This window comes from Wolbachia endosymbiont (group B) of Dolichovespula media, assembly GCF_947179505.1.
Taxonomy (GTDB): Bacteria; Pseudomonadota; Alphaproteobacteria; order Rickettsiales; family Anaplasmataceae; genus Wolbachia.
The window spans coordinates 21,735-40,313 of record NZ_CAMXBR010000001.1 but is presented as its reverse complement, the minus strand read 5'-3'; the positions used below and the strand labels follow the sequence as shown (position 1 = coordinate 40,313).

Below are 18,579 nucleotides of genomic sequence, written 5' to 3'. Positions count from 1 at the left end.
ATGAAATAATTTTAAAAACAGGAGAAAAACATGATCGAACAAAACAATGAAATAAACGATGATTTCTATGCAGAAACTGTAGAAAAAACAAAAAGCATTCTTGATGAAGCAATAGCCAAGGGGCATACGATCAGTGATGATGATCGTCAAACTCTAGAGATGGTTAAAGCCAATGAGCAGTTTGCTGAAAAAGTTCTAAATGGTGAAGATTATCAGGATCTACAAGATTTTTGCGATACACTCACTGTCAGCAAAGTTCGTTATATTAATGAGCAGATAGCAAAAGGCAAAAATAAGACTTCTTTTGTTAAAAAGATAGCTGACATTGCCAAAGATGGTAAGTTAGCAGAGGAGCTGCGTAGTAAGCCACTGTCTAAATTTAAAGAAGAAGTGGGCAGCTTAAAAGAGGGGCTACACAAAAGTAGTAAAGCAACTGCGATACCAACTAATTACCAGCATAGCAATGTGCCGAATGACTTCGAAGAAGAGTTCAAAGAAGTACAAAATTATTTTCGCACTAGGGGGTACTGATGCCTATTACCTCAGATTCAACTTATTACAGAACAACATTATTATCGCAAAGGCTTATTGAAATAGTACTCTTTTCAAGTCCACTGCTCGCTTTTACTGGCTCTGGGGCTGATGATATTCCAAATCGTTACTCGGGAAAGGATAGCTTTTTAATTCAGCCTCCTTTTATCTCGACAGAGGGAGGATTAATCAGTGATGACAGGTTCATGGATGAAAAAGATGGTATTCATACCGTCAAACAAAAAACCATGAGAATTGACTATAAGAGAGTTTCTGGAGCAGCTAAAATTGACCATGATGATGTGAAATTTTTATTTAATCGTGATCAGTTTCCTTCAAATGTACCAACCAGTTTAACCTCATTTATGGAGCGTGGTGAACGTGCTTACCATGAACTTCTAATGAAGGTTGTCAAACAAATCAACGATTATCAGTTTAAAACGATAGCATCACGAGCATTCATCTGTGCTGGCTCTACTGATGATAAGATGTATGACTGCATAGAAGGGTATATGCGCCTCCTTGTCGATTACATGATAAGGGTAAATGGTGGCGTCATGCGCACTTCAAGGCTAGTTGGTTCAATGCCAAACTCTGCAATGGGACTTTTACGTACCAAATCAGGGCTAAACTACACGCAAGCGCCGAAGAGCGATATGTTCCTTAGCGACACTAAGAACATGCTGTCGTCACTGATGTTTGATTTAGCAGAACTCTATATCGATACCTCAACTTACTTTCACAAAGCAGGTGATGCAGCGAAAAAGGAAAATATCACGCTCGAAAAAATTGATAAAGCAATCGATGAATACCACGCTATGACTGCAACTTTTTCCGAAGGTTCGTTTAAAAAAGGAGATATTATTCAGCTAGAGGATAAAGAGTGGCTAGCTAGAGATAGAAAAGATGTGCCATCGGGAGTGCCAATCGCGCTTACTGTCATGGAAGATACAGATGAAAAAACTGTGAAAGTTTCGCCTGGAATCACCTATGGAGTGGATGTGCCAGACGAAGATTATTTAAAAGGCGCAAAAGGAAAAGTAGTCGGTGATCACTGCAAAGCATTCTTGTGGTGGCAACCAGCTTCAATATTTAAGATGTCTACGGTACCTGCGCCTTCTACTAGCAAATATAACTATAAGGAAATATCTGCTCCAAATGCTGCATTTGGACCAACGAGAAGTAACTCAATGTCATTTGCGACAGAAAGTAGATTTGTGCTCGAGCGGCATCCACAAGAGATTGGTGAGTTGATGGCATATCTCTATAGTGATTATTTCAACTTTTTTGTTGGCACTTTAATACTGCCACCGAAATCACCAAAACCGGAGACTTATATAAAAACGATCAAAAATCTTTCTACTGAAGAGAAGAAAGAGGAAAAAGAGGATAAGGAGGAATGAGTGAGATAAAGACTTACGATGATAGTTTTTCCAATCTACTTGTTGAAATACAAGGAATGCTGGGAATTAACTCACGTCGTGATGCCTCTGAGCATTTAGGTACACTTGATTTAGTCAAGAGACTCTTTTCTGAAGCTTTTGATCAACTGCATGAAAACTACTATTGGCTCGGTTCTGACGTTGTCCAGGAGATTGAGTTAGAGCCCGGCCAAACAGTTGGTGGTGGTTTTGTGTTTGATGAGTGCAGCAAGAAAAAACCAGCGTTTGATGTTAATCTAACGAGCTATAAGAACTTTCATGTTGTAGAACTAATTGATAGCAGCTCTATGCGCCTTATAAAGTCGCTGAGCAGAGTGTGGGTGCCATCATACATGCTGCTGACTCGTGATACGTGCCGCGAGATTAAAATTCTGCCAGCAATTAAGGTGACAACAAAGTATCTCATTCATTTTAAAGATGTTGATGAAAAAATAGTTGGTCTTGATGGACTCAAAAGGGAATTTCTCAAATATGCCACGGCTTTTAAGCTGTCAGTACGGCTTAATATTCCTTTGCCGCAAGGTTTTGCTGAGCAGTATCGCGAGATTAAAGAGCGGCTGTGTGCTGGTGGCAGTGTCGGCAGTCAAAGTATCAAAGAATCTATTTGGATTAATAATGAGTGCTTTTGAAATTCCGCTACTGAGAGACGTTAAGTATGGTCACTCTATTGATGATTTTAGCGTTGAGAACTTTTTGGCTACACCTGAAGGTTTGCGGCTACGACCAGCACTTTCTCCACTTTTTGAGGTTCCTTTTGGAGCTGGTGATGTTATCGTTGGTTTTTACTACGGGAGTGACGATACCATTTATTTGGCTAAAGTAAGTGCTGTTTTCTTACTAACAATTTATCACATTGATTTAGAGAAAAACAAATACAAAGAGATCTTTAGGTTAGCAAATGTCTCTCAGGAAGATCGTCCTTCGATGTGCAACTGCAATGACTATAAGTTTTGGTTGATATCAGGAAAGCTTTATAAGCTAGTAAATGAAACCTTCACTGAAATTGATCTGTCAAAAGGAGATATAAAACCAAAGAATATCGTAGATTTTGCGGTGATGAACTCAACTATCTATCCTAATTGGCGCTTTTCACTCCTTTGACGGCAAGTTTGCGGTTGTTTCTTTTGATGGACAAGAAATGAAAGTGCTCGATAATGCTCCTCTCTTTCCAGAGAGGAGCACCAGTAGCTACGTGGTAAGTAGCATGTTCAATTATAACAATAATACTTATTATGTCTTGTTTTTTACTTTGCCAAAAGGAAAGCCTAGATTTTCTTATTGTCTCCACCTCAGTTTAGGTATTTGGACGCTGCTAAAAGAACAAAACCCAAGTTTCTATATAAACGTTAAGACCAGAGTTTACTCCCTCTTGGTGAAGGACAATATTCAAGTTTGCAAAACAAGTAGAAAAGGAAAAATCAGTTTCACTGGCACAATAATCACGGATTATTTTCCATCCTATAAGCCTTACATCACTGAGCAATTAACATTTTCGTATTTCTATGAGGGAACGTCGGAAATGTTTGTCGACATGTTTGTTTCTTACAAAAGGGATTTTGCGCTTGAGCCAGATTATAGAATGACAATTTTTGCCGATGAATTTGAAGACAGCCGAGAAAAGATGATCAAGCTCAATTATAACCTTTTTGGCATTAACAGTGGACTAGTACATTTTAAGTTTGAATTTAAACAGTGCAAAAGCAGTTTTTTATTAAAGAGGATATATGGAAAAGAAAGAATTTGACCACGATTTGATAGCCCCAAAAGGTGTGTATTTTCAGGTGTTAACTGAACGTTTGAACGTTTTGTGGGCAGAACATTTAAAAAACAGAGAGAAAAAGAATGGAAAAAGGGACGAAAAGCCTAATCCGCGAAGCGATCAATAAGGAGCTGGTGAATGTCATTAACTCTCTTGATAAAGAGCAAAAGATGAAACATTTAGAGCATGCTTTAATACTGAAACTTAGCCTTGGAGTTTGCGATGAGATCGATGGTGGTGAGCTGAAGAATCTGGTTTTCGCTTATGATAAGTTAAAAAGCGAAAGTGGCTTCTCAAGAAGTCAGGAGGTTATAGATGACATTGTTGGTGAGTATAGAGAGGATTTTGAGAGATGTTAGGACTGCTGAGTGGTCTTGGGAGAGGCGCGCTTGAGAGCAAGTATGAGCAAAAACTTTTGCAAAGAAAACGCTTTGAAGAATGGCAGAAGCAGCAAATGGAACTGTCAAATGAGGAAAAAGCGTACATTTCAAATCTGCCGAGGTATCAAAGAGCACTGGAGCTGGCGAATGAAAAGCTTGGTATTGCTGAAAATGCAAATGCTCTACCTACCTCACCTGGTGATGGGCTACTCCGTAACGATACAGCTAACATATTTAAGGATTGGTTTCGCAGCAACAAGAAAGTCGATGCTCGCAATGAATTTAGCCGTTATTTAGAAGGTGAGCTTCTACCTGCAATTATGCAGATAGAAGGTCTACCAATGAATGAATATTCAGTAAAGTCTTTTAAGCAAAAGTTCAATGTAAATAAACTTACGGCTGAAAACTGGAGAAAGTTTTTTGGTGAAACAAAGGAAAAGCTTAATGCTCGAGCTCTTGACATTCAAAAGAAAATAAGAGGACTCTCTGAAGAGCAGCTAAGTGAGCTGATGCAAGACCCGCAAATAGAAAAAACGATCAAGGAAGAGGCAACAAGAAAGCTTGATAGTCAGATTGAGGGTTTAGATAGTGAAACCATTGACGCTCTAATCAAACTATCAGGCGACCCTAAGATAGAGAAAGAGCCAGAAGAGGTAAAGAAGAATTTTCTCCGGGAAATGGGACTGCAGATAATAGCAAGTGTTCCGGCGATAATGATAGGAGCAGAAGTTGGAGCATCTTTTGGACCACTGGGAATATTTCTTGGCGGACTTGCTGGAGGTATTTATGGAGCGTATGCTGGCACTGCTGCTGAGCGGGGACTAGCAGGTGATAAAAACCCACTTTATAATGCGATTCCTGAAACATGGGAGAATATACCTGCAATTGCTGTAGGCCATGTTATTGCTCCGGGACTCAGTAAGATTTTAAAAGGAGTAAGAGGTCGTTTTAACCCAGGGAGAGAGCCGCTAAAAGAGGTAGTTGGTCGTGGTTTTGATACGGCAGTAAAAGATGCAGAGAATATAGGAGTAAAAGATGTAGGCAAATATTTGAAGAGTGCTGCTAAAGAAACGAACAATCCTTTTCAAAGAAAGATTATCGAGGATTTAGAGAGCAAATTTTCCGGTGAAGCTGGAAGCTACAAAGCTAAAGAGTTTGCCGGTATATTATCGGGAATAAGAGAGAATTCTTTTAAATTAGCGGAAAAGCATGGGATACCAGAAAGTCAGGTTAAAGAGGTTGTCAGCAAACTAGAAGAGCGCTTTTTGCCGCTCCGCGCAAATGTCAGCAAAACGATGGGTCTTTTAAGTGGGGCAAGCAGTGCCCTTGAAAAAGGAAACGTGAGAAAAGTAGCTGAGATATTTGGTGAATTGCCGGAGAAGATAGCGGTTGACGGTGGAGTGTTCACAAAAGACCAAGTGGTTAGAGGGTTTTTGCTGGAAAATTCAAATGCGATTAGAAATAAATACATAAAACCTATTGATACAACGCAATTGATGGAAATTGCGGAAAAAGTGGGTTTGGTTAAAAAAGTATCTTCATGGGCAGCGAGAGAGACTTTGGCAAAAATAGGTCTAAATGGCTTGGCTGATAAGAAGATTGCCAAGCTATTTGCACATTATTCTTTTGGTTCTGCCAAAGATTCGGTAACCAAAGATCTAATGGCAGCACTTCAGGGCAAAATCATTGAAGAGCAAAGTGGTTTCATTGCCGAGATGCTCAAAAAAGCAGGAATGAGTGGTACTCAAGTGGGAATGAGCAGTGCTAAAGCATTAACACCAGGAGCGATGAAGTGGCTAATCGATTAGAATATTTAACTAGACTGAGAAATAGCTGGTTTGATTATTGGAGTGCAAACATTGAGCAAGCGAGGCGTCAGCACAAGTTCGTGGTTATGGGCGAGCAGTATACTGAGAACGAAAAACGAGAGCTGCTGAGCATTGGTGCCGAGCCAATAGTCTTTAACGTCACATTTGCAATGGCTGAGAAGATTTTAAACACTGTACGTGGCAAAAAATATGACCTAGAGCTAAAGGTGAATGAGAAAACCCCCGACTCTGAGGTCATGCTTTCTATGCATAAGTCTATCACTGATTTAATCTTTAGTCAAGATCATTATGTCGAATATAGCAAAGCGCTTAAAGAAGCGATTATAGGTGGCTATTCAGCGCTTTATATTGGTTTTGGATATAACAATGAGGATGTTGAAGATGATGAACTGACATTTAAAATCAGGGCAATTAGCGGTACAGAGAGTTTTTTTTTCGACCCGCATAGTAATGAACCGCACAAGGGCGATGGTCGTTACTGTGGGATAACTCATCGCTTATATAAAACCAGCTTAGAGAAGATGGGATATGCGCAAATTGATCGACTTGAATTTAAGGATAAAGACACTGTTCCTTACATTGAAGTGACTGATCTTTATCTGAAAAAAAATGATGGCATAACTTTTTATCGATTTACGAGTGAAGAAATTCTTGAAAGCAAGGAGCTATATGGCCACCTTCATCTGCCACTTATCTTTCATGGTGGCTGCTCTCACTTTATTGAAGGCCGTGAAGTGACAAGACCGCTGGGAGTGATGTGCCATTATGCGCAGAAGACCTACAACCACTGTATAGCGATGATGAACTATGGCGCTAAGTATTTTCAAAATCGTTTTTTAATGCCGCAAGCAAGTGTTCCTAGCAGCAAAGCACAGCGCTTTGCTGATCCTCGTGAGATGTTGCTAGAATACACCACAGTAGATGGAATCCAGCCTATCGTGATACCGCCAACTGGCTCTGATCCGAACCTCGCTATATTAATGCAGCAGGCTCTTAGTTTGCTTTCACAGATTTGGAGTGACACTACAAACATTGTAAAAGACAGCAAGTATTCATCTGCTGCCGCACTTCGTGACAAATTGAGGGAAAATGAAGGTAGTGTCACTTCCTATTACTTTGCCCATCAAATTACGCTCAATCAAGTAGGAAACGTTCTACTTTCCTTACTTCCTTACAAATTGGCACAAGATGATGAGACTTTAACTAGTTTAATCAATTTTAGCAGGGCTACAAATGTCAAAATTAAGATAAGTGAATCTTTAGAAAAGCAGCGTGAGAAGGATAATGAACTGATGCTAAGCGTCATGCAGTATCTTGGTCCGAACAATCAGCAAATCAGTGTCGAGCTTTTAGGAGAGATGCTGCTCAATCAAGATACGGTGAGCAGCAAGATGCTGCGGGAAAAAGTGCTTAGCATTGGCCAGCAGCAACAAGAGCAGCAGGGACTCCGCCAACAATATTGCAATAAACCTGAAACTTGAGAAGACTATTTCCCGAAAGCTTCTACAAAAAGAACGGAGAGTTGAATTTATTTATAGAGCTAATGATCAAATAACCATATGTCTCGATGGATAATATATGGTAGAGCTCATGGGCAACAAGAAATTAATAGTTCGTATTAGTTGTAGTTATGAAGTAAATCGATTAGCAGAGTTGTATCTATTAGATGCGTATGAAAAATTAGTGTTAAGTAAACCAATAAAAGCGAGCAAAAAGGAAGAAAACTCTGAATATAAGAAAGTAGATTTGAGGACGGTAAAATGGTAACAGTTAGTTTATATGCAAGAGTTTCTTCAGGGAAGCAAGCACAAGAAGATACAATAGCAAGCCAAATTGCTGCTATAGAGAATCAAATTAGTATGGATGGACATAAATTATTAAATGAATATAAATTTATTGATAATGGTTATAGTGGTTCTAACATAATCCGTCCTGGTTTGGAAAAATTACGTGATAAAATAGCAGAAGGTAACATTGATAAGGTTTATATTCATTCTCCTGATCGTTTATCTCGTAAGTATGCATATCAGATGATATTACTTGAAGAGTTTAAGAAATTAGGAGTGGAAGTCATTTTTTTAAATCATCAAATTAGCGATAATCCAGAATCTCAATTACTATTACAAATGCAAGGTATGATAGCAGAATACGAACGTGCAAAAATCATGGAACGAAGTCGTCGAGGAAAGATTTATGCAGCAAATAAGGGTTGTATAAGTGTAATGAGTGCTGCTCCTTATGGCTATCGTTATATAAACAAAAATACAGAAACAGGACAGGCCTTATTTGAGATTTATGAAGAAGAAGCTGAAGTTGTTCGTAAAGTATTTTCTTGGGTAGGAAGAGAAAGAGCCAGTATAGGAGAAGTATGTCGTAGGCTAAGTGCTATGTCCATTATGACGAGAACTGGAAAAGAGTATTGGGATAGGGCTGTAGTTTTGAGTATGTTAAAAAACTCTGCTTATAAAGGACAAGCAGCTTTTGGTAAAACAAGGTTTGGTGTCAAACTAAAACATATAAGACCGAAAAAAAACTCCTGCGAGCATCCAAAAGATAATTATTCTACTTATCCTGTTCCAAAAGAGGATTGGATTTATATTAAAGTACCTAGTATAGTAAGCGAAGATTTATTTGAAATCGTTCAAGAACAATTAGCTGAGAATAGAAAAATAGCAAGAACAAGACAAAGAGGAGCAAGACATTTATTGCAAGGTTTAGTAGTATGTAAGCTTTGCAATTATGCATATTATGGTACTAGCACTGCAAGGAATAAGGAGGGGGAAAAAACTAATAATCAGGTATATTATCGTTGTGTTGGCACGGATTCATACCGTTTTGGCGGTAATAAAATGTGTAACAACAAATTAATTCGTACAGATACATTAGACATGGCTGTGTGGGAAGAGGTAAAACATCTATTAAAAAATCCAAATAGAATATTAGAGGAGTATAAACGTAGACTTTCAGAACTTAAAAAATCACCACTAGATCAAAAAAGTGCTTTGCTTGAAACACAAGAAGATAAATTAAAACGAGGTATTGCAAGGTTAATTGATAGTTATGCTCAAGAATATATTGATCAAGAAGAATTTGAGCCAAGAATTAAAGCAATGAAACAAAACTTAAAAATGGTTGAAGAACAAAAGAAAAAGATATTTGATCAGAAAAAACTCACACAAGAGTTAACTCTAGTAGTAACAAATTTAGAGGGGTTTTCCTCTAGTATTAACTCAAGTCTTAATAATGCAGACTGGCTAACTAAACGTGATATTATTAGAACGTTAGTTAAGCGAATTGAGATTAATTTTGAGGATGTAAACATCGTGTTTAGAGTAAAAGAGCTTCCAGACTCTTTTCATATGGAGAAAAATCAATGCTTGCAATGTTGTTGTAGGGGTAGGTGTTCCATTTTTTGATATGGTACCAGTAAAACCTCTAAAAATCTTTTATCTACAAACTGATGTTGGCTATCACTATATGCGTGAGAGACTACAACAACTTAAGATTGACAGCAAACTTTTGAACTTAGTTGTCAATAACTTTGCTATTACATCTGATACTAATTTACTACTTGACGAGAGTAAAGTTTATAATACCGTGAAACAATTTTTCAACCCAGCAGAGGTAGATGTTATCGTTATTGACTCTTTACGCAATGTCTTTAACTATAAAAATGAAAATGACAACAATGTTATGTATTCCTTTTTGCAGGAAAAAGTCGAAAAGTTACGTTCTACAATTAATCCAAGTGCAGGAGTTATCTTAACTCACAATGTTAATAAAAAGCTTCCTAAGGAAAATCCTTTTCAAAGTTTAAGTGGTGCAAGCAGTTTAAGAAATGTTTATACTTCTGGTATGCTCATGTTAAAACCAATCGAAGAGGAAAATATTCGCCAGTTAATGTTTGAGTCAAAAAATGGTCAGTCCTTGCCAACAAAGTTTATCAGTAAGGTTAATGGCAGTTGGTATTCACAAGTTTGCGGTATTTAGTATGCAAAAGAATAGGGTTTAAAGAAGAAGGTTTTTCGGAGTTTGGTGTAATGAATGAACCAGATACATTTGTGTGTTTAACTGAGAATAAGGAAATACAAGAGGCGAAGCAGAAATTTACCTTTTTAACATAAGAGTAAAGGGATTAAGACGATAACCGTGTTCTTTACAAGTTAATTCTGGCCAACCAATGGTTTGAATAACATCATCACGTTTAATGTTTAATCCCAATTGATTGGCTAGTTTTTCTTTTATCGTTCTTTGCATTTTATTCAGAGGATATCTTATTTGTTGTTCTAAATCTGTGATTTCTGAATGAAAAGTTAAACGGTCTGCTATTTTTTCAATGCTAAGGGGTATATGTTTCTCTAACGGTACATCATTTTCAAAATCATTAAGGAATTGTTTGAATAAAACACGAAAAATACTAACACATAATGTAGCTCGTTTATTTACTACTTTAATATCATTAATATAAACCACACCATGCGAAAACTTTAGTTGTAGAACCTTTTTTGGTAATTTAGGTTTAACTTCCTTTAGTGAAATAATGGGAAAGATTTGCGTAGAAACATTAGCAATTAACTCTGGTATAGCTGCTTCAAGAATTATTTCATGTAAACTCTTATTCTCACAAAAAAGATCAGACATTTTTACGATAGGCAAAACAAGTGGCAAGTTTGGTACATTTTCTCTTACGGTAATAAGGGTAGTGGGCTGAATTCTAAGTTTATCTATGGTGAAATGTACTGCATCAGTGCAAAGGTCGAGAATAATTAGGCTTACGATGCTACCTTGGCTACTTACGTGGTAAACTCCTTCTGTTGCTTTTTGCCAGATGAACTTTGAGTTGTTCAATAGACTCTCAAACCAATGTGCAATTTTTTCTAGGTTAAGATTGGTTGATAGTAGGTGAAATCGTTGCTTTTGATGAGTGTTGGGTAAAATATAGCGACAACAATCTTCACAAAGCATGTCATCACACTCTTCATCAAAATCTGGACTAATAGGAATTTCATTATTACAATCTGGGTAAAATACGTGAGGCCAATCTAGATGATCTTCTTCGCGAGAGCAAATAACAAAATCAACTTCTTTTAATTTAATAAAACCAAGGCCAGACAACCACAATGCAGTTTCTAAATAAGCTTTACTAGGATCAATCCAGGAGTCATGAGATCTCAGAATATCTGCAACAGCTTGCTTTTGGGAGAATTGTAAGTCCATAGGTCTCTTTCATTAATGATTTAAAATCTTCTCGCCCGTTTTTATTGAGTATGTGCTCTGAGTAATAAATAGTAGTATAATGTTGATTCCTTTTAAAGAACAGAGTCACTTTCTTCTCTTGAAATACAATACGAATAGATTCAACAAGTGAATTATCTTGCTCGATTGTTAGTTTTAGCATTTGTAATTCCCGAGCAATTGAGTTAACTGGATTGGTGACTACAACTAAGTACGTGTCTTTCTTGAGCTGAGTCGAACGAAACTTTACCTCAAATAGACAAATATTAGGATCAGTACCTTCTATGGAAGATTTCAAGAATGTTGCAACAAGAAGTGTACAATTCTGGTCTTTCATGTCGATAAATAAGCATTCACATTCAAAATAATTATTTACGATACTATTTGCTATTTTTAGGCTTTCATTAAAATTCTTAGCACACAGGTTTACTTGATTACCATGAAGTGAAAAATCCAGAATAATCCAACTTGGTCTATATCCATGGATAATACGATTTGAATTAAAAAGTAAGTCCTTATCGCTAGCTCGACGTATAAACACATATATACGATTTTGATGATAGAAAAAACCTTGTAGTTGAGTTTCAAAGCCATCATCTTTTTCAGCATCGTATTCTTTTAGTAATCGGTAAGTAACTTCTTTTGATATAAAGTTTTTAAATGGAGTTTTCATCTGCCTTGGAGAGTTCTGTAAAGTAAAAGATGAAAATCCTCTCTTTTGTACTTTATCAAAGTGGTAAACACATTTGATTAATTCTGGGTCACTATGGAATAAAACAAAAATTAAGGATTTTTTATCATGTTTGTTATTTTTACATAGAAAGTTTGTGATCAACTCTTCAGTCAAAACAGACCTTGCTACTTCAACAACAGCAGACTCAAGTTTAGAATGGTTGAAGTGGCTAAGTAGATAATAGTTGAACAAAGAGTCTGAGCAACCTATAAGAATTTTGCGTTGTTCTTGAACTGAAATATCGTCATGTTTCTGAAATTCAAATAATTGGCCATTTTGCTTATGTGTAAAGGAATACTGAAAAATAACATTTAGTTGTCTACCTGAAAGAGAATTAAGCCAATTTTTACGTATTTCTTCATCTTGAAAGCTAGGCAGCCAATGATCTACTGGCATTTCCAAACTACTCTCCCAGAATTCTCTACTAGGATAAAGATTAACCATATATTATGTGTAATATAATACGCTACATTTAACATAATTCAAAAACTAGTCAACGGTAAAAATTATAACAAAGATTTAAGAAAACAAATCGATAAAAATATTTTTCTTTCACTTAAACATACAACAATGAAAAATGTATATATTAAGTAATAGGTCTGCGTAAAAAGGGAAATGTCAATACTCACAGAGTCAGGAAGAGCAGCAATAGCAGCAAGCATAAAAAAGCAATCTCTACATCTTGCTTGGGGCAGTGGTGATGCCAATTGGGAAAGTAGTCATCAAGTCGAAAAAGTTTTTGTTGAGGATGAAATAGCTCTAGATCACCATACTATTAAAGATGTAAGGGTTTTTACAGGACAAACAACTTATCAGCCAAGTATTGATTATATAGTTGAGAGTAGTACTGGTGTTATTCAGCGCACAGAAAATAGCTCTATTGTAGAGAATAGTACAGTTACTATAGAGTACGTTCAAAGCACACCACCGGAGCCTATTACTTCTCAAAAACTACTCAATGAACTTGGCAGACGTACTGCAGACGAAGTTCTCTTCTGCAAAGGTGATGAAAACGGCGAACTTATAACTCCTTCTGGAAGGTTTAAATCTTCCGCTGTACCAACCAACAATCTCTACCTTAAATTTACTTTCGATTTCACGGACGCAGCAAATCAAGTTATACGGGAATTAGGGGTTATGGTTGGTACTAAAATAAAAGAAGGATTACCTGAAGGACAGAGATATTTTGAACCACAAGATATAGAAGATCCTGGAATTTTATTGGTCCTTGAGCATACAGTGCCGCTTATCAGAACTGCTGCCACCCGGGAAACTTTTTCATTTGTTGTAACTTTTTGAATTTTTCTAGCATAAAATGACTTTAAACGCCTATTATAACCGCTTTAATCCTGACAAAGAATACGAAAAAAGCTTATTTCTTGCAGGAAGAGGTCTACAGTCTGCAGAACTAAACGAGACTCAGGAATATGCTCTCTCTAAGCTTAAAGGCATAGGCGATGCAATATTTCGTGATGGTGATGTTATAACAGGAAGCAATTGTATTATAGATAGAGAAACTGGTAAAGTTACGCTTGAATCAGGAAAAATCTATCTTCGTGGAGCGGTTAGAAAAGTCGAAAAAGAAGAGTTTGTTATTCCACTGAGTACTATAGTTCGCATAGGTGTTTATTATGTAGAATCTACCATTACAGAACTTGAGGATGAAAACCTTCGTGATCCTGCTGTTGGTACAAGAAACTATCAGGAAGTAGGAGCTGCAAGACTTAAAGTTTCCACCATTTGGGGTTATCAAGCAGAAGGTCTTTCTCCACGTTTTTCTGAAGGAGAGTTTTATCTAATCTATAACATTGAAAATGGAGTATTAATAGAACATTCACCACCTCCACAAGCAAACATAGTAACTACTGCGCTTGCTCGTTATGACAAAGAGGCAAATGGTTCCTACGTCGTAAATGGTCTTGAAGTAATGTTCCTGCAAAAGGAAGAGGGAGAAGGAGGAAAACAAGTTTTTGTAATTAATGAGGGCAAAGCTCATGTTGATGGCTATGAGATTGAACTTCCTCACAGTATTCGTGTTTTTTTTGATGAAGATCCGGATATAAAATCAGTTGAATCAGAACCGCATACTTTTCAGCCAAATAGCCAAAGAGTAATGGAACTCAAAGTTAATGATTTTCCAATAAGTGAAATTAAAAAAGTAGATATAACCGTTCAAAAAACCATTACCATTACTCATGGTTCATATTCAGGAGCTGTTGATCCAATACCTGACTCTGCAGTACTTGAGATTATTCAAGTTAAACAAGGCAATGTTATTTATGAAAATAGTATAGATTACAAATTAAACGCAGGAAATATTGATTGGTCATTACCCGGCAAAGAACCAGCTCCTGGAAGTAGTTATCAAATAACTTACCGCTGTCGCACTCATGTAAGCCCTGAAGATATAAGTGAGCAGGGGTGTAAAGTAAAAGGAGCAGTTGATAACAGCTTGGTTTTGATAGATTATACCTGGAAAATGCCCCGCTTTGATTTAATTACTATCGATAGCAAAGGGGTGGTAAGGAGAATAAAAGGAATTTCCCACTCTTGGCGACCACCGATGCCTCAAGCACCTTTTGGACAACTTTTGCTCTGCTACATTCACCAAACATGGAAAAACGGAGAAAAAGAAGGGGTAAAAATAGTGAATAATGCTATTCATGCTGTACCGATGAATGAGCTTGAAGCAATGAAAAAAGGAATAAATGATCTTTATGCGCTGGTTGCACAGGAGCGTTTACGCAGTGATGCAAATTCAAGAGAACCTACCACCAAAAAAGGAGTATTTGTTGACCCATTCTTTGATGATGATATGCGTGATCAAGGAATTTCGCAGTCTGCAGCAATAGTAAATAGAGAGCTAGTTCTGCCAATAGATGTAGAAGTTGCAGATATTGAAAAAGGTGGGGAAAGATATCTTTTGCCGTATAAACTTGAACCGGTACTGGAGCAGCTTTTACAGACTAAAGGAGAAAAGATTAATCCATATCAAGCTTTTGATCCAGTACCGGCACAAATTACTCTAAATAAAAACATTGACCACTGGACAGAGGTTATCACTAATTGGAAAAGTCCAGTAACTAGAGTATTTAATGTTAAAGAAACAACAGAATTGCTGTCAAGTACTTCATACGAAGCTGAATTTATGAGAGAAGCAGTACAAGATTTTGAAATTGAAGGTTTTGAGCTAGGTGAAAGGCTTAAAGAAGTAAAATTTGACGGCATCATTATCCAACCTATGTAAAAATAAAAAGAAAAAAAGTGGAAAATCAAGGACAAATAAGTGGAAAAATAAAAATCCCAGCAAATATTCCAGCAGGTACTAAATTAGTACAGTTTTACGGGGATAAAGGAAGCTATGGAGAAGCAACTTATACTGGTAAAAAAACTATTACCATAGAAGAGAGAAGAAGAGTTATCGCAGCAAGAAGAGTTGATCCATTAGCCCAAACATTTACTTTGAATGAGAGTAGGCACATAGGGGGTCTAGACTTATGGTTCACAAATAGCGGCAAAAAACGTGTTGTTGTGCAGATTAGAGAAACGGCAGTAGGAATGCCCTCACAAACTGTCATTGCTGAAAGCTATATTGAGCCAAAAGATATAAAGATAGATGGCACGGCAACACGTATTACTTGGTCACCAGTGTTTTGCCATGCAGGAGAAGAGTATGCAATAGTTTTACTTACCGATGATTCAGAGACAACAGTCAAAATAGCAGAACTTGGCAAATATGATGCAGTAAATAGCCGCTGGGTAACGAGTCAGCCTTATCAAGTAGGAGTATTATTATCATCGAGCAATGCAAGTACCTGGACACCGCATCAGAATTTAGATTTAACGTTTCGATTACTAGCTGCAAAATTTAGCGAAAGTTCTCACGTTATTGATCTGGGCAAAGTTACTGTAAATAATGTATCAGATTTAATTGTTTTGACGAACGTCGAAAAAGTAGCATTTGATACCAATGTAGAATTTATCTTAACAGATGAAGAGGGAAGAGAAAACTTTTTGTCTGATAATTTGCCGCTCGCACTGCGTGAAAGATTATCTGGAGAGCTAACGGTAAAAGCAAGCCTAAAAGGAGGGCGAGAAAAAAGTCCAGTGCTATATCCTGGGTTACAGCTAGTTATAGGTAATATAGGGGAAAAAGGAGATTATGTTACAAGAAGCATTACAGCAGGAGCTAACACCAAGATCACCATAACATATGATGCGCTAATACCTGGCACTGCAGATGTAAAAGCATATGTGCAAAAAAATGTGGATTGGCAATTAGTAAATTTAACATCAGGAAAACCAATTGGAGAAAATTGGGTAGAGAGAGTCCACATACTGACAAACTTTAATGGCAATGAGACAAGGATAAAATTGGTTTTAAGTGGAACGGTTGTCTATCGTCCTAAAGTCAAAAATTTGCGAGTGATTATTACTTGAATCAATGCCAAATGACCAAAGCAAACGAGGATATCCTTTGCCACACCCAGAGAATATTGCGGTAGAAGATGTAGTACGTATTCGCAAAGCGATAGAAAAAATAGATGAAGATATTACCGAAAGAGAAGATGAGCATAATCAACTAAAAAATAATTTTAAACGATTTAGATTTGAAACTTTTTTAAATTTTTGGGAATGAAAGAAGCAATAGAAGCGTTACATCAAAGGATAAAGGATTTAGCAGCAAACAGCACACCTGATCAACTGGCATATCTTGCAAAATCTCTGGAATTGATAGCAGATAAAAAAGCTATTTCCAACGTTGTGCAGATGACTGAAGTAAAAGGAATAATTGATGCACTACAAAAAAGACTTAAGGATTTAGCAGCAAATAGTACACCAGATCAGCTTGCATATCTTGCTAAAGCATTCGAATCAATAGTCGACAAAAGTGCGGTTTCTGAAATTGTGCAGATGACTGATGGTAAGCTAAAAGAACTTCTTGATAGTGCAAAAAAACACTTAAGTGACATAAACAGCAACAAAACAAACTCAATATCGTCCATAACTGCAGTAAAAACAGAGTCTGTTAATGAAATCAACAAGCTTAGGGATAATTCCTTAAATACTTTAAAAGCATCATCAGATTCACATATATCGCTACTTGATACGAGAAAGAATGCAAATATTGCAGCAATAAATAGCATTAGTAACAGTCATAAAGATGGTCTTAAAGGTTTAGTAGAAGATTTTCGTGCTGTTAATAATGTACCACCTGGCTCATCAATTATAGGAGAAATAGAAACTCGAATTGAAAACATCTCTAATGAGGTAAAAACTCGGGATGAACAGTTAAAAGCGTCTCTTATAAATGAAATAAGAAAGCGCAACATGGTTGAACCAGGGTCATTACCTTTCTTATTTGGTGTACTAAGTAGAAAAAATAATTACTTTGGTCACGGAACTTTTATGACAGAGCTTGGAAAGTGGAGTAGTGATATAACAAAAACCGACTACATGTTACAACTACTAGCAGGTAGCCATACATACGATACAGATTACGTTAGTTTTTATCGGCCAAGACAACTAAGTTTTATAGAGGGAAGTAAAGGAACATTTATTTACGGAGAGTTATGCACAAAAAGTTTTTCGGGTAGTTATGATGAGATATACTATTACCCATATGCTGCACTTGGAGTAGTATTTATAAAAAATACAACGAATGTGAACATAAATAAAACAATAGAATTTGTTGGATCATCATACTCTAGTACGGAGTATGGGGGAGCAGGATTATTTGTGGGAACTCCTGATAATACTAATTCTAATAAATCAAGTATTTCAAAAATAGTATGGAAAAATGTTTACCAATACACGAGTTCTGATAGCAAGTTAGCCGGATCTGGGAATGTAGAAATTCCAGCAGGAAAAACAGTTGCAATATTACTTTACACATCATCTTATCTATATTCCAGAACAAAAGTTAGTGAAGGTGTGCTCTCAGGTGATGTGTACACCTATGGTCAATTTATTCAGTGGGGAATTTATAACATACGTAGCAATTTTCTCACCACAGGACTTGAGGTAGACGTAGAGAGAACACTAAGAGCTTGGCAATGTCCAGGATTAGAACGAACTAATCAAATATGGCAATGAGGAGGAATTTATGACTATTTATATACGTTTTGAAAACCACAAGCAGATTGAAACAACAACACTTGAAAACAAGCCAACTGGAAATGATTGGTATGAAGCGCCAAAAGATTTTGATTGGCAAAAAAGCTATTGTTTAACAGAAGGAGGCAAAATTGCTCAGCGAAATCAAGAAGACATTGAATTGGAGTTACTGCAAAATGCGAAGTTTTCTGCACTTTCTAATCTTCGTGCTTATTATGATAACTATACTCACCAATACGCAGGGCATTCTCACCAAAAAGCTAAATCTTATGAGATTCAAGCGAAAGCCGCAGAGAACATTTTAGCAGTACCAGAATCTATGAATGAAAAGGATGCGGAAATTATAGAGCCATTAGCAAAAGTCCGTGATATTACAGTTATCGAAATGGCAAGGATAATCGAGGAAAAAGTGAAAAAAGCAGTAAAAGCAATAATTAAATGTGAAGAGCTTGAAGATTTGGTCAAAAAGAAAATTAAAGAAGCCAAAAGCGAAGGAGAGCTAGAGGCTTTGCTCAATGATTTTAAACAAAGAATGCAAGAAAGTTAAAAAGAA

19 protein-coding genes are annotated in these 18,579 nt (G+C 36.7%); 17 read left to right on the top strand and 2 right to left on the bottom strand.

From position 1 onward, the window contains the following. The first annotated feature begins 30 nt into the window (after positions 1-30). The 11 genes from OM967_RS00200 (at position 31) to OM967_RS00150 (ending at position 9,931) form a co-directional block, all read left to right on the top strand. Entirely contained in the window at positions 31-531 is a 501-nt protein-coding gene (locus OM967_RS00200; RefSeq protein ID WP_264337314.1) for a hypothetical protein, read from the top strand. Next, a complete protein-coding gene (locus tag OM967_RS00195) occupies positions 531-1,934 on the top strand; it encodes a hypothetical protein (protein ID WP_264337313.1) in 1,404 nt (467 codons plus the stop codon). The genes OM967_RS00200 and OM967_RS00195 overlap by 1 nt, the downstream gene beginning before the upstream one ends. Next, on the top strand, positions 1,931-2,602 hold the full coding sequence (locus tag OM967_RS00190; protein ID WP_264337312.1) for a hypothetical protein: 672 nt from the start codon (positions 1,931-1,933) through the stop codon (positions 2,600-2,602). Before OM967_RS00195 ends, OM967_RS00190 begins: the two co-directional genes overlap by 4 nt. Next, a complete protein-coding gene (locus tag OM967_RS00185) occupies positions 2,589-3,074 on the top strand; it encodes a hypothetical protein (protein ID WP_264337311.1) in 486 nt (161 codons plus the stop codon). The genes OM967_RS00190 and OM967_RS00185 overlap by 14 nt, the downstream gene beginning before the upstream one ends. A 37-nt stretch (positions 3,075-3,111) precedes the next feature. Further along, positions 3,112-3,717 carry a hypothetical protein gene (locus OM967_RS00180; protein ID WP_264337310.1) on the top strand — a complete coding sequence of 202 codons (606 nt, stop codon included), beginning with the start codon at positions 3,112-3,114 and terminating at the stop codon, positions 3,715-3,717. Between the two features lie 98 nt (positions 3,718-3,815). Further along, the gene (locus tag OM967_RS00175) at positions 3,816-4,091 is read left to right on the top strand and encodes a hypothetical protein (protein WP_264337309.1); all 276 of its coding nucleotides are present in this window, start codon (positions 3,816-3,818) and stop codon (positions 4,089-4,091) included. Then, complete coding sequence (locus OM967_RS00170; protein WP_264337308.1) at positions 4,085-5,920, top strand: VIT1/CCC1 transporter family protein; 1,836 nt, start codon at positions 4,085-4,087, stop codon at positions 5,918-5,920. Before OM967_RS00175 ends, OM967_RS00170 begins: the two co-directional genes overlap by 7 nt. Then, complete coding sequence (locus tag OM967_RS00165) at positions 5,905-7,422, top strand: portal protein (RefSeq protein WP_264337307.1); 1,518 nt, start codon at positions 5,905-5,907, stop codon at positions 7,420-7,422. The genes OM967_RS00170 and OM967_RS00165 overlap by 16 nt, the downstream gene beginning before the upstream one ends. A gap of 97 nt (positions 7,423-7,519) precedes the next feature. Beyond that, complete coding sequence (locus OM967_RS00160) at positions 7,520-7,708, top strand: hypothetical protein (protein WP_038249248.1); 189 nt, start codon at positions 7,520-7,522, stop codon at positions 7,706-7,708. Then, positions 7,702-9,357 (top strand): recombinase family protein, encoded by a 1,656-nt coding sequence (locus OM967_RS00155; RefSeq protein WP_264337306.1) that lies wholly within the window; start codon positions 7,702-7,704, stop codon positions 9,355-9,357. The genes OM967_RS00160 and OM967_RS00155 overlap by 7 nt, the downstream gene beginning before the upstream one ends. A gap of 1 nt (position 9,358) precedes the next feature. After that, positions 9,359-9,931, top strand: coding sequence for a helicase RepA family protein (locus OM967_RS00150; protein ID WP_264337305.1), 573 nt, complete (start codon positions 9,359-9,361; stop codon positions 9,929-9,931). A gap of 117 nt (positions 9,932-10,048) precedes the next feature. Here the strand turns inward: OM967_RS00150 and OM967_RS00145 are convergent, their stop codons facing one another. Beyond that, entirely contained in the window at positions 10,049-11,158 is a 1,110-nt protein-coding gene (locus OM967_RS00145) for a hypothetical protein (protein ID WP_214303311.1), read from the bottom strand. Beyond that, positions 11,103-12,353, bottom strand: coding sequence for a hypothetical protein (locus OM967_RS00140; protein ID WP_264337304.1), 1,251 nt, complete (start codon positions 12,351-12,353; stop codon positions 11,103-11,105). Before OM967_RS00140 ends, OM967_RS00145 begins: the two co-directional genes overlap by 56 nt. 171 nt (positions 12,354-12,524) lie before the next feature. On the opposite strand from OM967_RS00140, the gene OM967_RS00135 reads away from it, so the two are divergent. Genes OM967_RS00135 through OM967_RS00110 form a run of 6 tightly spaced genes read left to right on the top strand, consistent with a single transcriptional unit; the run spans position 12,525 to position 18,573 of the window. Next, positions 12,525-13,208 carry a hypothetical protein gene (locus OM967_RS00135; RefSeq protein WP_214303309.1) on the top strand — a complete coding sequence of 228 codons (684 nt, stop codon included), beginning with the start codon at positions 12,525-12,527 and terminating at the stop codon, positions 13,206-13,208. Between the two features lie 16 nt (positions 13,209-13,224). Continuing rightward, positions 13,225-15,156: a DUF4815 domain-containing protein gene (locus tag OM967_RS00130; RefSeq protein WP_264337303.1), complete on the top strand. Its 1,932-nt coding sequence runs from the start codon at positions 13,225-13,227 to the stop codon at positions 15,154-15,156. 17 nt (positions 15,157-15,173) lie between these two features. Continuing rightward, positions 15,174-16,349, top strand: coding sequence for a hypothetical protein (locus tag OM967_RS00125; RefSeq protein WP_264337302.1), 1,176 nt, complete (start codon positions 15,174-15,176; stop codon positions 16,347-16,349). A gap of 4 nt (positions 16,350-16,353) precedes the next feature. Further along, positions 16,354-16,548 carry a hypothetical protein gene (locus tag OM967_RS00120; protein ID WP_264337301.1) on the top strand — a complete coding sequence of 65 codons (195 nt, stop codon included), beginning with the start codon at positions 16,354-16,356 and terminating at the stop codon, positions 16,546-16,548. Continuing rightward, positions 16,545-18,005, top strand: coding sequence for a hypothetical protein (locus OM967_RS00115; RefSeq protein ID WP_264337300.1), 1,461 nt, complete (start codon positions 16,545-16,547; stop codon positions 18,003-18,005). The genes OM967_RS00120 and OM967_RS00115 overlap by 4 nt, the downstream gene beginning before the upstream one ends. 10 nt (positions 18,006-18,015) lie before the next feature. Further along, complete coding sequence (locus OM967_RS00110) at positions 18,016-18,573, top strand: hypothetical protein (protein ID WP_264337299.1); 558 nt, start codon at positions 18,016-18,018, stop codon at positions 18,571-18,573. Positions 18,574-18,579: the final 6 nt, after the last annotated feature.

Bases quoted from the DNA above. Each gene is read 5' to 3' on its own strand.
- OM967_RS00150 (WP_264337305.1), top strand. From the start codon at position 9,359: ATGGTACCAGTAAAACCTCTAAAAATCTTTTATCTACAAACTGATGTT.
- OM967_RS00115 (WP_264337300.1), top strand. From the start codon at position 16,545: ATGAAAGAAGCAATAGAAGCGTTACATCAAAGGATAAAGGATTTAGCA.
- OM967_RS00110 (WP_264337299.1), top strand. From the start codon at position 18,016: ATGACTATTTATATACGTTTTGAAAACCACAAGCAGATTGAAACAACA.
- OM967_RS00135 (WP_214303309.1), top strand. From the start codon at position 12,525: ATGTCAATACTCACAGAGTCAGGAAGAGCAGCAATAGCAGCAAGCATA.
- OM967_RS00155 (WP_264337306.1), top strand. From the start codon at position 7,702: ATGGTAACAGTTAGTTTATATGCAAGAGTTTCTTCAGGGAAGCAAGCA.
- OM967_RS00140 (WP_264337304.1), bottom strand. From the start codon at position 12,353: ATGGTTAATCTTTATCCTAGTAGAGAATTCTGGGAGAGTAGTTTGGAA.
- OM967_RS00185 (WP_264337311.1), top strand. From the start codon at position 2,589: ATGAGTGCTTTTGAAATTCCGCTACTGAGAGACGTTAAGTATGGTCAC.
- OM967_RS00130 (WP_264337303.1), top strand. From the start codon at position 13,225: ATGACTTTAAACGCCTATTATAACCGCTTTAATCCTGACAAAGAATAC.
- OM967_RS00145 (WP_214303311.1), bottom strand. From the start codon at position 11,158: ATGGACTTACAATTCTCCCAAAAGCAAGCTGTTGCAGATATTCTGAGA.
- OM967_RS00170 (WP_264337308.1), top strand. From the start codon at position 4,085: ATGTTAGGACTGCTGAGTGGTCTTGGGAGAGGCGCGCTTGAGAGCAAG.
- OM967_RS00160 (WP_038249248.1), top strand. From the start codon at position 7,520: ATGGTAGAGCTCATGGGCAACAAGAAATTAATAGTTCGTATTAGTTGT.
- OM967_RS00200 (WP_264337314.1), top strand. From the start codon at position 31: ATGATCGAACAAAACAATGAAATAAACGATGATTTCTATGCAGAAACT.
- OM967_RS00195 (WP_264337313.1), top strand. From the start codon at position 531: ATGCCTATTACCTCAGATTCAACTTATTACAGAACAACATTATTATCG.
- OM967_RS00175 (WP_264337309.1), top strand. From the start codon at position 3,816: ATGGAAAAAGGGACGAAAAGCCTAATCCGCGAAGCGATCAATAAGGAG.
- OM967_RS00180 (WP_264337310.1), top strand. From the start codon at position 3,112: ATGAAAGTGCTCGATAATGCTCCTCTCTTTCCAGAGAGGAGCACCAGT.
- OM967_RS00120 (WP_264337301.1), top strand. From the start codon at position 16,354: ATGCCAAATGACCAAAGCAAACGAGGATATCCTTTGCCACACCCAGAG.
- OM967_RS00190 (WP_264337312.1), top strand. From the start codon at position 1,931: ATGAGTGAGATAAAGACTTACGATGATAGTTTTTCCAATCTACTTGTT.